This is a genomic window from Corynebacterium sp. HMSC076D02 (genome assembly GCF_001813815.1).
Classification (GTDB): domain Bacteria; phylum Actinomycetota; class Actinomycetes; order Mycobacteriales; family Mycobacteriaceae; genus Corynebacterium; species Corynebacterium simulans.
The window spans coordinates 165,305-179,136 of the sequence record NZ_KV814045.1; the positions used below are offsets into that span (position 1 = coordinate 165,305).

Annotated in this window: 16 protein-coding genes and 2 tRNA genes; 9 read left to right on the top strand and 9 right to left on the bottom strand. The window is 59.0% G+C overall.

The window, feature by feature from the left end:
- Positions 1-326 precede the first annotated feature (326 nt).
- The 4 genes from orn to crtI all read left to right on the top strand — a co-directional run bounded on the left by orn (position 327) and on the right by crtI (position 3,678).
- The gene (gene orn, locus HMPREF2935_RS06210) at positions 327-959 is read left to right on the top strand and encodes an oligoribonuclease (RefSeq protein ID WP_070732426.1); all 633 of its coding nucleotides are present in this window, start codon (positions 327-329) and stop codon (positions 957-959) included.
- 50 nt (positions 960-1,009) lie between these two features.
- A tRNA-His gene (locus HMPREF2935_RS06215) sits at positions 1,010-1,082 on the top strand.
- 92 nt (positions 1,083-1,174) lie between these two features.
- Positions 1,175-2,071, top strand: coding sequence for a phytoene/squalene synthase family protein (locus tag HMPREF2935_RS06220; protein WP_246817788.1), 897 nt, complete (start codon positions 1,175-1,177; stop codon positions 2,069-2,071).
- Entirely contained in the window at positions 2,071-3,678 is a 1,608-nt protein-coding gene (gene crtI, locus HMPREF2935_RS06225; RefSeq protein WP_062043484.1) for a phytoene desaturase family protein, read from the top strand. Before HMPREF2935_RS06220 ends, crtI begins: the two co-directional genes overlap by 1 nt.
- Positions 3,679-3,711: 33 nt before the next feature.
- On the opposite strand, the gene HMPREF2935_RS06230 is transcribed toward crtI, so the two are convergent.
- Entirely contained in the window at positions 3,712-4,932 is a 1,221-nt protein-coding gene (locus HMPREF2935_RS06230) for a L,D-transpeptidase (RefSeq protein ID WP_070732428.1), read from the bottom strand.
- 285 nt (positions 4,933-5,217) lie between these two features.
- On the opposite strand from HMPREF2935_RS06230, the gene HMPREF2935_RS06235 reads away from it, so the two are divergent.
- Positions 5,218-5,290, top strand: a tRNA-Lys gene (locus tag HMPREF2935_RS06235).
- Positions 5,291-5,563: 273 nt separating this feature from the next.
- Here the strand turns inward: HMPREF2935_RS06235 and HMPREF2935_RS06240 are convergent.
- Entirely contained in the window at positions 5,564-6,841 is a 1,278-nt protein-coding gene (locus tag HMPREF2935_RS06240; protein ID WP_070732430.1) for a glutaminase, read from the bottom strand.
- A gap of 35 nt (positions 6,842-6,876) precedes the next feature.
- Here HMPREF2935_RS06240 and HMPREF2935_RS06245 point away from each other — a divergent pair, with 35 nt between their 5' ends.
- A complete protein-coding gene (locus HMPREF2935_RS06245; RefSeq protein ID WP_070732465.1) occupies positions 6,877-7,440 on the top strand; it encodes an isochorismatase family protein in 564 nt (187 codons plus the stop codon).
- A 22-nt stretch (positions 7,441-7,462) separates the two neighbouring features.
- Here HMPREF2935_RS06245 and HMPREF2935_RS06250 read toward each other — a convergent pair whose 3' ends face one another.
- Entirely contained in the window at positions 7,463-7,741 is a 279-nt protein-coding gene (locus HMPREF2935_RS06250) for a DUF3618 domain-containing protein (protein WP_061924326.1), read from the bottom strand.
- A 118-nt stretch (positions 7,742-7,859) separates the two neighbouring features.
- Between HMPREF2935_RS06250 and bcp the strand changes: the two genes are divergently transcribed.
- Together bcp and HMPREF2935_RS06260 are read left to right on the top strand one after the other, a co-directional pair.
- Positions 7,860-8,330 (top strand): thioredoxin-dependent thiol peroxidase, encoded by a 471-nt coding sequence (gene bcp, locus HMPREF2935_RS06255; protein WP_061924446.1) that lies wholly within the window; start codon positions 7,860-7,862, stop codon positions 8,328-8,330.
- 8 nt (positions 8,331-8,338) lie between these two features.
- Complete coding sequence (locus tag HMPREF2935_RS06260) at positions 8,339-8,971, top strand: TetR/AcrR family transcriptional regulator (protein ID WP_061924329.1); 633 nt, start codon at positions 8,339-8,341, stop codon at positions 8,969-8,971.
- Here HMPREF2935_RS06260 and HMPREF2935_RS06265 read toward each other — a convergent pair.
- The 6 genes from HMPREF2935_RS06265 to HMPREF2935_RS06285 all read right to left on the bottom strand — a co-directional run bounded on the left by HMPREF2935_RS06265 (position 8,968) and on the right by HMPREF2935_RS06285 (position 12,834).
- Complete coding sequence (locus HMPREF2935_RS06265; RefSeq protein WP_070732432.1) at positions 8,968-9,399, bottom strand: holo-ACP synthase AcpS; 432 nt, start codon at positions 9,397-9,399, stop codon at positions 8,968-8,970. The genes HMPREF2935_RS06260 and HMPREF2935_RS06265 overlap by 4 nt on opposite strands.
- 11 nt (positions 9,400-9,410) lie before the next feature.
- Complete coding sequence (locus HMPREF2935_RS06270) at positions 9,411-10,175, bottom strand: ATP-binding cassette domain-containing protein (RefSeq protein ID WP_061924336.1); 765 nt, start codon at positions 10,173-10,175, stop codon at positions 9,411-9,413.
- 11 nt (positions 10,176-10,186) lie between these two features.
- Positions 10,187-11,158 (bottom strand): ABC transporter permease, encoded by a 972-nt coding sequence (locus HMPREF2935_RS06275; RefSeq protein ID WP_201040752.1) that lies wholly within the window; start codon positions 11,156-11,158, stop codon positions 10,187-10,189.
- 119 nt (positions 11,159-11,277) lie between these two features.
- The gene (locus tag HMPREF2935_RS06280) at positions 11,278-12,270 is read right to left on the bottom strand and encodes a substrate-binding domain-containing protein (protein ID WP_061924340.1); all 993 of its coding nucleotides are present in this window, start codon (positions 12,268-12,270) and stop codon (positions 11,278-11,280) included.
- A 183-nt stretch (positions 12,271-12,453) separates the two neighbouring features.
- Positions 12,454-12,609, bottom strand: a complete 156-nt coding sequence (locus tag HMPREF2935_RS13195) for a hypothetical protein (protein ID WP_158510293.1) — start codon at positions 12,607-12,609, stop codon at positions 12,454-12,456.
- A gap of 21 nt (positions 12,610-12,630) precedes the next feature.
- The gene (locus HMPREF2935_RS06285) at positions 12,631-12,834 is read right to left on the bottom strand and encodes a hypothetical protein (protein WP_141741026.1); all 204 of its coding nucleotides are present in this window, start codon (positions 12,832-12,834) and stop codon (positions 12,631-12,633) included.
- A gap of 37 nt (positions 12,835-12,871) precedes the next feature.
- On the opposite strand from HMPREF2935_RS06285, the gene HMPREF2935_RS06290 reads away from it, so the two are divergent.
- Complete coding sequence (locus HMPREF2935_RS06290; RefSeq protein WP_061924348.1) at positions 12,872-13,684, top strand: HNH endonuclease family protein; 813 nt, start codon at positions 12,872-12,874, stop codon at positions 13,682-13,684.
- Positions 13,685-13,832: the final 148 nt, after the last annotated feature.

Sequence of the window (13,832 nt, forward strand, 5' to 3'; positions counted from 1 at the left end):
GGAACCTACTTTCTAAAATTGTGAGCTCTAACATAAAAGGTGACATAAAGAATCATGCACTACTTCAATCGAACTTTGTGAGGATAATCACGAAAATGTTTTGGAAGAATCTAATTCTTCACATTACCTGTCGGTTGACCGAAATTTAATGCACAGCTCAAGGACCGTCAATACCGCTAAGACGAACCATTTAGAAAAACTGAACTATCTGCACCAAAACACACCCTTTGCCTACCCCGCCACACCCGCCACGCCGGTGGATTGAGCCAGACGGTGGGAAGGGAGGCGTCGACAAGCACGGCTCTAGGAGGACTAAGGTTAAACCCATGACTGACATCGCCCCGAAGAATGACCGACTCGTCTGGATTGACTTGGAGATGACCGGGCTCGACCCGAAGCGCCACGTCATCGTGGAGGTGGCCGCCATCATCACTGATGGCAACCTCAACGTCATTGGTGAGGGAATCGACCTAGTGGTCCATGCCACGGAAGCGGAGCTCGCTGAGATGGATGACTTTGTCACCAACATGCACGCCAACTCCGGCCTCGATAAAGAAATCCGCGAATCCGCCACCACTCTGCGAGAAGCCGAAGATGCCGTCCTGGCGCTCATCGCTGAGCACTGCGACCCCGAGCATCCCGCCCCCCTGGCAGGCAACTCCATCGCCACCGACCGCACCTTCATTCGCGCCTATATGCCGCGCTTGGATGAAGCTCTGCACTACCGCATGATTGACGTTTCCACCATCAAGGAGCTCAGCCGCCGTTGGTTCCCGCGCGCCTATTACAACCAGCCAGACAAGGGCATGGCGCACCGCGCGCTTCAGGACATCATCGAGTCCATCCGCGAGTTGGACTACTACCGCCGCAGCGTCTTCCGCACCGACGAGGGCCCCTCCTCCGCGGAAGCAGCGGATCTCAAGGAGTCAACTACCGCTGACTACCAGGCGTTTTTGTAATTTACGCGGCGTGAGTTAATCTTATCCGTGCTGCTTTTAAGGCAGCGATGGTGGCTGTAGTTCAGCTGGTAGAGCACCAGGTTGTGATCCTGGGTGTCGCGGGTTCGAGCCCCGTCAGCCACCCCGATGCGGGCCCTAACCTGTTATTTATTCAGGTTAGGGCCCTATACTTTTCTCGCGCTATTTTTTAGCCCCATGGATTAAGGTGGCCGATTGTGTTTGGGATTTCTCGCTTCCCCACTCAGCCTTTGCCACGCTATGACCAAAGTGCCCAAAGAGCCGCAGCACAAATCATCGCGGCCTATTCCACGAGCTTTTCCTTTGCCTCCGAGCTGCTCGCTCCCCGCACACGCACCGATATCCGCAATCTTTATGCCGTGGTTCGCATAGCGGATGAAATCGTCGACGGCGCCGCAACCGCCGCGGGCCTTAACACAACAGAAGTCGAACAGACCCTCAATGCATACGAAGAGGCGGTTCTGCGCGCGCCTTCGCAACGCTTTCACACTGATCCTGTTCTGCATGCCTATGGTATTTCCGCCAGGCGCTGCGGGTTCAGAGATGAACACATCCGGGCCTTCTTCGCGTCGATGCGCCGCGACCTTCACCAGTGCGATTACGCCGACGAGGAAGATCTCGAGGCCTATATCTACGGCTCCGCGGAGGTCATTGGGCTTTTGTGCCTGTCTGCTTTCTTGGTGGATCATCCAGTTTCTGGCCCCGAGCTGAGCCAGCTCGAGACGGGTGCACGGCGCCTCGGCGCCGCCTTTCAGAAGGTCAACTTTTTACGCGACCTCGGCGCGGATACCGCACAGCTTGGCCGCAGCTACTTCCCGCAGGCAGGGCACGGCGGATTGAGCACGCAGGACAAAGACCTGCTCATCGCCGATATCCGCAGCGATCTCGCCACTGCCCGCGCCGTTACCGGCAAGCTTCCATTCTCTGCGCGTGTAGGTGTCAGCGCCGCCACTGACCTTTTTGAGGCCTTGACCAACGACCTTGCAGCACTGCCTGCCGACGCCGTCTTTTCCCAACGCACCCGCGTCAGCGCCCCACGCAAGCTAGCGCTTTTAAGCCGCGCCACCTTGCATTCTTTAAGAAAGAGCAACTGATGAAACTGCCCCGCCTTTCTACCGCCCTCTCCAGCGAGCAGCCCGAGACCGTCATCGTCATCGGGGCAGGCGTCGCCGGCCTTGCCACCGCAGCGTTGCTTGCGCGCGATGGCAAGAAGGTCACCGTGGTGGACAAACTAGAAGAAGTGGGCGGCCGCGCGGGCAGCCTGACAGAAGCGGGCTTTCGTTGGGATACGGGCCCATCCTGGTACCTGATGCCAGAGGCATTCGACCACTTCTTTGAGCTCTGTGGCACGTCCCCGCAGGCAGAGCTCGAGCTTATCGATCTCAGCCCCGCCTACCGCGTCTACAACGACGATGGTGACTTCCTCGACGTCGAGACCGGCGTTGAGAAAGTCGCCAAACTCTTCGAGTCCATCGAGCCCGGCGCCGGCGCCCGCATCCGCGCCTACCTCGCCCAGGCCAGCGACATCTACAACGTGGCACTATCGAAGTTCCTTTACACCACTTTCAGCAGTCCCCGCGAGCTTTTAGGCTCCACGGTTCGCTCCCGGCTAGGTATGCTGGCGCAGCTACTTGTCCGGACCCTGGACAAACATGTGGCGAAATCCTTTAGCGATTACCGGCTACGCCAGGTGCTCAGCTATCCGGCGGTGTTCTTATCCAGCGAACCCGCGGCGGCGCCGGCGTTGTACTCGCTGATGAGCCACACGGACTTGGTCGAGGGCGTGCGCTACCCGCTGGGTGGCTTCGATGCGGTGGTGCGCGCCATCGCCAAGCAGGCCCAGCTCGCCGGCGTGCAGTTCCGCTTGGGCGCGGAGGTCACCAGCATCCTCACAGCGGGCGCCTCCCCGCGCGCGACGGGCGTGCGCATCACCGACGCCTCTGGCACGCAAAAGCTGCTTGCCGACGCCGTGGTTTCCGCCGCCGATCTTCACCACACCGAGAACACGCTCCTCCCACAACGCCTGCGCACCTACCCGGAAAAGTACTTTGCCGGGCGCGATGCGGGGCTTGGAACCGTGCTTGTGCTGCTCGGAGTGAAGGGCAAACTTCCGGAGCTTTCACACCACACGTTGTTGTTTAGCAAGGACTGGGCGCCGGACTTCCGCGCGGTCTATCACGGCCCTGAGCCAGCCCGTCCGCTGGACTGTTCACGCTCCATCTATATCTCCAAGACCTCGGCGACGGACCCCGATGTGGCGCCGGAAGGTCACGAGAATCTCTTCGTGCTCGTGCCGGTGCCGGCTGATTCCGCGCTGGGACACGGCAACGCCTACCGCGATAGTCCTTCTGCCCGCGTGGAGGCCATTGCTGACGCTGCCGTAAAGCAGATTGGGGATTGGGCCGGTATCGCAGACTTGGAAGAACGCATCGTAATCCGCCGCACGCTGGGCCCAGCGGATTTCGCAGAACGCTATCACGCGTGGCGCGGCGGCTCGATCGGCCCGGCGCACACGCTAGCGCAGTCTGCGTTCCTGCGCGGAAAGAACATCTCTTCCAAGGTTGCCGGGCTTTACTATGCTGGTGCCACGACAGTGCCCGGAGTGGGCGTGCCGATGTGCCTAATTTCCGCCGAGAACGTGCTCAAACGCATGCACGGCGACGCCACGGCGTCACCGCTGAGCTCCTTTTATCCTGCTTAAAGCTCTGCGTTAACCGCTGCTTGAAGCTCTGCTTTAAGCGTTCGCGTTGGTATTGCCCTTGGACCAAGTCTCCCAGTCCATGTTCCAATCGCCCAAACCATCGAATGGGTTGAGCTGCGCACCGCCAGTGTTGAAGACGCGGACGATGTCGCCGCGCTTGACCACAGACTGGAACCACTGCGCGGCCTCCGGGGAGAGGTTGATGCAGCCGTGGGACTGGTTATAGACGCCCTGTGCGCCGATGGACCACGGTGCGGAGTGAACGTAGATGCCGGAGTAGGACATCTGCGTAGCGTAATTGACGGAGGTACGGTAGCCGCCGGCGTCGACAGCCAAGCCAAAGGTGCTGGAGTCCATGACCAACGACTCGTACTCATCGCCGATGATGTAGCGGCCATTCGGAGTATCCCACTGGCCATCGGTGCCCAGGGAAACCGGAATCTCGCGCAGCAGTTGGCCGTTCTTAAATACCTTCATAGTCTTGGTGGCGTTGTCCACCAGGGAAATCACACGGTCACCGATGGTGAAGTTGGTGGAAGCGTCCTCGCCGCCATAGATGCCACCGCCCAGGTTGCGGCCGTAGAGATCAACGTTGACCTCAACCTTGGTGCCTGGCTGCCAGTAATCCTTCGGACGCCAGCGCACTTCCTGGTCATTGATCCAGTAGAAGGCGCCTTCAACCTCTGGGGTGGTCTTGACGGTGATTGCTTCCTCGGCAGCCTTGCGGTCGGTGACGTAGTTGCCAAAGCGCACGCCGATGACCTGACCAACGCCCACTTCGGCGCCCGGAATCGGGGAAAGCGCAACCTCAGAGACACCCGCCGCCTGCGGGGTGCTGAAGGTGATGGTCTTTTCGTTTCCATCAACGTCGGCGGCTTTGATTGTGTAGGTGTGGTTATAGCCCAGAACCTCATCGGTGGACCAGGTCTTCGCGTCAGAGGAAAGCTTTTCCGCAACCTCAACGCCAAGCTCATTGGTCATGGTGACGGACTTCAGCTTACCCTCGGTCTTTACCGTGACGAGCTCGGAAGGATCGACGTCTTTCGCACCGTTTTTAACGGAGAACTGCAGATCCTTTGCCTTTGGCGCTTGCGATTGCTCTGCACCACCCTGACTGCCATCAGCGGACGCGGCTTGTTCAGCGGCATTATCTTGAGCGGAAGAATCAATGGTGCACGCTGCCGCAACAGTGGCTGTTAGGGCTACAGCGGTAGTGGCAAGGACACGACGAGCGAGAGGGAGGGAATTAAACACTTGGGCCCTTTAAAATTTGTGCATATAAGACGGTCAGAATTTCTCAATTAGCGTATATCGCACACCTTCAAAACACCACACGGCGCTTCACGCGTTAATCAATTGTTATAAGAAGAACACCCCTTCCCCGCCCGCCTTCTTCGACGGCGAATCTGGAAGCCCCATAAACCATCATAAAACACCCTAAAAACACACAATGGCCTGGCGATTTTACAGTTTTGAATAGTGGGTGTTAAAGTTATTTCTCGTTGCACGGCAGGCAAACAAACCAGCCAGACAACATAGGCGCCATTAGCTCAATTGGCAGAGCAACTGACTCTTAATCAGTGGGTTCGGGGTTCAAGTCCCTGATGGCGCACAATACAGAATCTCGCGGTTTCCTTTCACAGAGGCCGCGAGATTTTTTATTCCGGAAACGCCCTTAATCTTCGCCGGAATCGGCCACCCGCCTGGACTCCAAAAGCCGGCAAACCTAGATGGTGAGGTCGATTTTCCAAATGGTGAGGAAAGGATGGTGAGGTCAGCCGTCACCAGCCCCACCAGTTTACACGCGCCCCATTGGCCGCGGGGCGACCTCACCATTTGCCACTACAGGCGCAGGAGAGGGGGCAGCACCACGCCGCAGAAAGCGTTAGATTGGCTCGCCCGCAATCTGATAGTCCTCTGGGTCGCCAACTGGAACCTCGGTGCCGTCAGACATCTTGAGGTCCTCGAGCTCGTGGTCTGGGTCCACCAGCTCGATATCGAAGCCCGACTCGCGGATGCGGCGCAGGCCCTCCTTCAACATGCGGCGCCCCATGCGGTTAGTCGCGGTGACGTTGGAAAGCTCCAAGACCACCTTGGCGGTGCTCAGGTCATAGCGCTCCAACTCGTGCAGGACGGTTTCCGCGGCGTTGAAGTTGAGCACGCCCTGCAGGTAGATAACCGTCGCGGTATCTTCGTCCACGATGCGGCGGATTGGCTGCACGCCATAGCGCTCCTCAGTGGACATCAGGTGCAACCCCATGTCCTTAGACAAAAGCTTGAAGGCTTCCACACCGCGCACGGAATTGCCCTCCTCATTCAGACGCGGCGAGAAGGTAGCCACACCCAGCTGGCCCGGCAGCGTACCCAGTAGGCCACCTGCCACGCCCGACTTCGCCGGAATGCCGACCTCCGCCATCCAGCGACCCGCGCCGTCGTACATACCTGCCGAGCTCATCAGCGCCAGCGTGAGGCGGCAAACGTCGGCATCTAGGATCTTGTCATCGGTTATCGGTTGACGGCCGCCGTTAGCCAGCGTCGCAGACATCACCGCGAGGTCTTTGACTGTCACGCGGATAGAGCACTGCCGGGTGTAAGTCAGCACCGCATCGTGGGCTTCATCCTCAATAATGTTGTAATTGCACAGCATGTGCGCGAGCGCGAGGTTGCGTTCCGCGTTTTCAAGCTCAGAGCCGGAAACGCTTTCGTCAATATGCAGCTCATGACCCGCCAGGCGAGACATGTAGCTGCGGATACGCTCAACACGTTCATCGACGCCCGAGTCCACGCCGTTGATGAGCTGCGTGACCGCAATTGCGCCCGCGTTGATCATCGGGTTGACCGGGCGGTGGTCGTCGCGGTTCAAAGACAACTCGTTGAAGGCCTCACCGGAAGGCTCCATTCCCACAATCGAGCGCACCGCTTCCAGCCCCAGCTCCTGCAATGCAAGCGCATACACAAAAGGCTTGGAGATGGACTGCATGGTGAACTCGATATCTGCATCACCTGCCCAATAAACATGGCCAGTGGTGGTGCACATCGCTGCGCCTAGGTAGTCCGGGTTCGCAACCGCAAGCTCTGGAATATAGTCCGCTACTTTTCCGCGTTTATCATCACGGACATGGTCAAGGATTTCCCGTAAGTAAAAAGGAATTGGTGTTTTCATCTCACTCTAGCTTACGGATGACTATGCTGGCCCGCATGAACAGCACTCCTCAGGTTCTTGTGATTGTGGACGTACAAAATGACTTCTGCCCCGGCGGAGCCCTCGCAACGAGTCGCGGTGATGCGGTAGCCCGCGGCATCGCAAAGCTTGTGCGTGAAGCGTCGTATGACGTCGTCGTGGCTACGCAGGATTGGCACATCGAGCCGGAGGGGCACTTTGCCACCGAGCCGGATTTCATCGATACCTGGCCGGTGCATTGCGTTGCAGGCAGCCAGGGTGCGGCCATGCACGCTGCGCTTGCCGACGCCCCCATCGACGCCTACTTCCACAAAGGCGCCTACACCGCTGCCTACTCCGGCTTTGAGGCCGAGTGCACCGACGATGGAGCAAGCCTCGCGCAGTGGCTGCGCGACCGTGGCGTAAAGGGCCTCGACATCGTGGGGATTGCCACCGATCACTGCGTGCGCGCCACCGCTCTCGATGCATTAAAAGAGGGCTTTGGCGTCAACGTTCTCGAAAATTACTGCGCGCCGGTGAGCGAAGAGCGCGCAAAAAAGACCTTTGCCGAACTGCTAGAGGCAGGGGCAAAGGTCAGCTAAAAGCGGTTAAATCCGCGCCGAGTTAGCGGCGCTCAGCGAGCAGGCGCTGCAGTTCCTTCAGGTCGTTCTTGCGACGCTTGGAACGGAATACAGAAAAAGCGATAAGGCCAGCTACTGCTGCGCCAACGCCGGCGAGTGCCATCTGTACGTTGCGGTCCTGCAGCTTCTCGGTTGCGGCGCCCTTTGCGTCATCAACCAAGTTCTGCGGCTTGCTGCGATCCGCGAGCTCGTCGAGGGTGCTAGCCAGCTGGCGGCGGGTGCGCTCGATGTCGCGCTGAATGTCGTTAATGTCGCGTGCCACGTTGTAACTCCTGAATTTGTTTTCGCATTTATGGCGTTAATGGCTCAGCTTCCACCGAGTCAATCAAAGAATAAGTCTACAGTGTTTGCCCGCCGGTGTGCACGGTATGGTTGAGGGCATGACTGAAGCAAAGCGTTTGGAAATCGGAGATACTGCCCCCACCTTTACTTTGAGCGATGACGAAGGCAACTCCGTCAGCCTTAGCGATTACGCAGGAAAGCGCGTGCTTGTGTACTTCTACCCGCGCGCTAATACCCCGGGTTGTACCAAGGAGGCTTGTGACTTCCGGGATGCTTTCGAGCAGCTCAATGGTCTAGACATTGCCGTCGTTGGCATCTCCCCTGATAAGCCGGAGGCCTTGGCCAAGTTCCGCGCAGACCACGAGCTGAACTTCCCGCTGCTTTCAGATCCTGACAAAAAGGTCATGAGCGCATACGGCGCATTTGGTGAGAAGAAGAACTACGGCAAGGTAGTCCAGGGCGTTATCCGCTCCACCTTCTTGGTCGAGGCCGATGGCACCATCGTCCAGGCACTCTACAACGTCAAGGCCACCGGCCACGTGGCTCGCGTGATGAAGGGTCTTTCCTAAACAAACAGATGAGCACTAAGCAGGACACAGAGCTGCTGGTTCCCCGCCGGCGCCCCGCCCAAGCACGCAGCCGCGAGAAGTTCAATCGAATCCTCAAGGCTGCGCGAAGCGTGCTTGTCGACGTCGGCTTTGAGTCCTTCACCTTCGACGAAGTCTCCCGGCGCGCCGAGGTTCCCATCGGCACGCTGTATCAGTTCTTCGCCAATAAATACGTGCTCATCTGCGAACTAGACCGCCAAGATACCGCGGGCAACCTGGAGGAAATCCGCCGCTTCTCCGAGCATGTCCCGGCCCTGCAGTGGCCGGATTTCTTGGACGAGTTCATCGACCATCTGGCCCGCATGTGGCGTGAGGATCCTTCGCGCCGGGCAGTCTGGCATGCGGTGCAGTCCACCCCTGCCACCCGCGCTACCGCCGCCGATACCGAGCTGCAGATGCTCAAGCCCTTGGCGGATATCTTGGAGCCGCTTGCCCAGCAGATGAGCTATGACGAACGCATCGAACTTTCCGGTTTCTTGGTGCACACGGTGGTCTCCATGCTCAATTACGCGGCTTCGGGGGAGCCAGAGAGCTTTGATGACGTCGTGCGCGAAATCAAGCGCATGCTCATCGCCTATCTCTTTGCTGTAGCGACGAGCTAACCAGCTGGAACAAACCGCAGCAGCACCGTCGCGGTGGCGTAATCACCATCGTGGCTAATGCTCAGCGAGGTGAAAAACTGGCCCAGGCTGGCTGCGGCGCGCTCGCGGATTGCGCCTTTAAGCGAGATAGCTACCCTGCCCCAGGCATCGGGCTGGACCTCAATTTCTGCCCAACGCACCTCATCTTCCGCAAGCACCGGCGGGCGCCCATAGAGGGCCTGCGACCACGCTTTGATGAAGGCTTCCTTTGCCGCCCAGCGTCCGGCCAAATGCTCAGCGCGGCGCTGTGGACTCGGCTTCGTCGCTGCCACGCGCAACTCCGTGGGGCTAAAGACGCCCTCGAAGCGAGTGCCTGGCAGCTCCAGCTGCTGGGCAAACTCGGAGATACAAACGAGGTCCGTGCCCACGGCGAAGGTTGCTTGGCTCATGGCCGCTTATTCTAGCTGGCCAACTCCGCCTTGAGGGTTTCCATCTCTGCGCCACCGGCCATCCACTTCGTCAGCTCTTCGACGCTCGCGTCGGCCTTGTCAGCGTTCAGTGCCACCTCGCCAAGGTTCAAGACCACGAAGCGATCTCCCACCAGGTAAGCGTGCTGCGGGTTGTGGGTAATAAAGACCACGCCCATGCCGCGCTGCTTGGCCGCCGCGATAAAGCGCAGCACCATGCCGGATTGCTTGACGCCTAGTGCCGCAGTCGGCTCGTCCAGCACGATGTAGCGCGCGCCGAAGTAGATGGCGCGGGCAATCGCGACCACCTGGCGCTGCCCGCCGGAAAGCGCCTCCAACTCGACGTCGATGTCGGGCAGCTCCACGCCCATCTGCGCCAGCTGCTCGCGGGCGATGGCGCGCATCTTATTCTCCTGCAGGCCGCCGAAACGGCCCGTGAGCTCTTGGCCTAAGAAGAAGTTACGCCAAACCGAAAGCTGCGGCACGAGTGCCAAGTCTTGATAAACGGTGGCAATGCCCGCGTCCAACGCGTCGCGGGGGTTAGAGAAGGTGGTGGGCGCGTCGTCGACAAGCAGCTGCCCGCCTGTTGGAGTGTTCAGGCCGGACAAAATTTTTATCAGCGTGGACTTGCCGGCGCCGTTATCGCCCAGCACGCACGTGACCGTGCCAGGGACCAGTTTCATGGAAATCCCGCGCAGCGCCTGAAAGTTGCCGAATGTTTGCTCAATCTCACGCAGCTCAATAGCTGTAGTAGTCATGATGGTCTGCCCTACTTTCGCTTGTTGAAATTAGCCACGGAACTATTGGTCAGCACCGCAAACAGCAACATGGCGCCGAGGAAGAACTTGAACCAGTCCGGGTTCCAGCCGGCATACACGATGCCTTGGTTGGTCATGCCGAAAATGACTGCACCAATAGCGGTGCCCACGGCCGTACCGCGCCCGCCAGTCATGGAGCAGCCGCCGATGACGGCCGCGATGATGTAGAGGAACTCGTTACCAATGCCTTGGCCCGCCTGGATGGAGTCAAAGGCAAAGAGGGTATGCATGCCGACGAACCATGCGGCGAAGCCGACGAGCATAAACAAAATCACCTTCACGCGGCGCACCGGAACGCCTACCGCGCGCGCTGCTTCTGCATCGCCGCCGACGGCAAAGACCCAGTTACCAAAGCGGGTCTTGTACAGCACGAAGGAGGCCAGCGCCACGAAGAAAATCCACCACAAGACGGTGGCACGAATGCTGAGTGTACCGATGTGGATGGTCCCGGCGAATATGGTCTGCGCTGTGGGAAAGCCCTCCATATCCGCAATGGACGGGGTGGCAACCTGGCCGGTAATCAGCTTCGTCACTGCGAGGTTTAAGCCTTGCAACATTAGGAAAGCAGCGAGAGTGATAAGGAAGGAATCAATCTTCGTGTGCACCACAAGCAGGCCATTTAAGGCACCGATGGAAAGCGCGACCAGCAGCGAGAGCCCCGCGCCTACCCAGGAGTTTAGGTGCAGGTTGTAGTTGAGCATGGTGGCCACCAGCGCCGCAGTGGTTACGGCAACGCCGGACGATAAGTCAAACTCGTTACCAATCATCAAAAGACCCACGGCGAGCGCGACGATGCCGAGCGTGGAGCTGGCATAGAGCACCGTGGAGAAGGCCTCCATCGAGCGGAACGAGGGCGCGACTGCCATAAACAGCGCGAAGATGACGAGCGCGCCGAGCACGCTGGCCAGCTCGGGGCGGCGCATGATTCTCGTACCCAGGCTGCGCTTGTGCAGCCTTCCATCCGCGCTTGGCGACGCCGTATTTTCCTCACCCTTTGCCGCATCTTTAGCCGCGGTGTTTGCTACTTGCGTGGTCCGAACTGTCATCGCAGGCCTTCCTTCGCAGATTCAGAAATCACGTCGACGTTGTTCTCGTCAACGAAGGATGGGCCGGTATAGACCGGGCGTCCACCGCCGACGGTCGAACCATTGCGGTGCGCAAGCCACAGCGCATCAACTGCGAGGTAGCCCTGCATATAAGGCTGCTGATCCACGGCCCAGGCGACGTCGCCTTGGGCGATGGCGTCGACAAGCTCAGCGTTGGTATCGAAGGTGGCGACCTTGGCGGATGCACCGGCGTCGGCAATAGCGTCGACCGCGCGAAGCGCGACGGGCGCCTGGAGCGCCATGACCCAATCGATGGACTTATCCTGAGCGAGCTTCGCGTTCAGCGTGGACTGCGCGGCGGTGAGATCCTGACCGTTGACGTAGAGCAGTTCCACCTTGCTGCCCTGCCCCTTCTTGAGACCCGCGCAGCGGTCCTCCTGGGACTTGTTGCCTTGCTCGTGGATAACGCACAGCGTGTGCTTCGCGCCCTGGGATTTCAGGCGCTCGCCCGCCTTGTTGCCAGCAACCTTTTCTTCTTGACCAAAGAAGGCGCTCATGCCGTACTTTTGATACTCATCCATGCCGGCGTTCAGGCCGACGGTGGGAATTCCAGCCTCGGAAGCTTTCTTGGCCACTGGGCCGATGGCGCCCGCGTTCGGCATGGTTACGGCGATGCCGTCGACGCCGGAATCGATGGCGGATTGGACGAGGTTAGCCTGGTTCGGTGCCTGCGGGTCGGAGGAGTAGCGCAGCTCGATGTTGTCTTTCTTGGCAGCGTCCTCGGCGCCCTTGCGGACCAAGTCCCAGTAGGTATCACCGGGGGCGCCGTGGGAGATCATCGACACCACGATGCGCTCGGTGTCCACTCCCCCGGCGAGGCCGCCTTCTTCGTCAGCACGCGGGGCACCACCAGTAGCCGAACATCCCCCAAGTGCGACTACCAAAGCCACAGTTCCCACAATCTTGTTTGCTTTAACGTTGAACTTCACTCTTGCATAGTGCCCCACCGCAAGCAGCTACTCAAACCCCATGACCTGCATCTTTATCGTTTCAGACGGAACACGCTGGCACTTTCGCGGCGAATTTCACCCCCGTTTTGCGCGAACGACACACAAGAAGAGGGCTACCCCACAAGCTGGGGTGCCCTCCCTAAACCGCGGTCCTAAAGGTTTTTATCCTTTCCCAGGGCTAAGCACACCAACCTGGGCGGCGGCGAGATCGTCTGCGAGTGGCTCGAGGACCTCTTCCGCCTGCAGATTGGGAAGCCAGGCATAGCCCTGGCCTGAAAATGACAGCGCGAAGGGTTCGCCGTCTAGGTGGTTGACCAAGCGTTCGCCTGTGAAATGCGGCTAGAAATCACCCAAGAACTGGGAAACTAGCTCTTCAGCACGCTTTAGTTCCACGCGCGATTGGCCCCGGCGCACGCCTTCCCCGGCAGGACCTTCGGGCTCTACCTCTGCATAAATCTCGCATGCACTCGCCGGAACCACAAGCGCACTGCGGACAATCCCGCGCTGTTGCGTGTATTCATCAAAGAACCTATCGATACTCATTACCGGCGCCAGTCTAGCCGCTAAAATCATCCCCATCATGGCAGCCCGCTCCCCTTTTCGCCCGTACTACATAGTCGGCATCCTCAACCTCATCGTCGTAGCTCTCGTCATCTTTGGCGCAACTCTCGACGCCCCGACTTCGTCCACCTCAGCGACTGCGCCCACAACCACTGCAAACGATAGTCTGGACAATATACCCAACAACCCCACGGCACCGGCTCCAGCAACAGCTTCAGACGCAGCTTCGGCAGCACCCGAACCCCCTGCGACACCTGCACCAAATCCAGCATCAGAACAGCTCAACGCTCTGCCGGTTAAGGGCCGCGCGCCAAAGACTGACTACGAACGTGAGCAGTTCGGGCAGGCGTGGTCTGACGATGTCACAGTGGAATTTGGCCACAACGGCTGCGATACGCGAAACGACATTCTGCGCCGTGACCTCGTAGATATCACGCTCAAAGAAAACACTCATGACTGCGTGGTCCTGACAGGTACGCTGCACGATCCCTATTCCGACACTGAGATCAGCTTCCAGCGCGGGCAAGGCACCTCCGAGTTGGTACAGATTGATCACATCGTGCCGCTTGCCGACGCCTGGCAAAAAGGCGCCCAAGAATGGTCACCAGAAAAGCGCCGCGACTTTGCCAACGACCCGCGCAACCTCCTCGCGGTCGACGGCCCACTTAATCAGCAGAAATCCGCAGGCGACGCAGCAACCTGGCTGCCGCCAAGCAAGGAATACCGCTGCACCTACGCGCAGAAAATCATTGAAGTTAAAGCTATCTACGGACTGTGGGTAACACAGGCCGAACATGACGCCCTAGCTAGCCAGCTAGCTACCTGCCCTTGAGCTACCCCCACATTCTACCTGCCATGAATCTGCATATTTTGTGCATAGTTTGACCCTAAAATAGGGCACACCTTTTAGACAATAAGCCTGTATGCCGCGGGAAACGTGAGCACCCAAGCAAAGCAACGGCCGATACCATGCCCTGGAA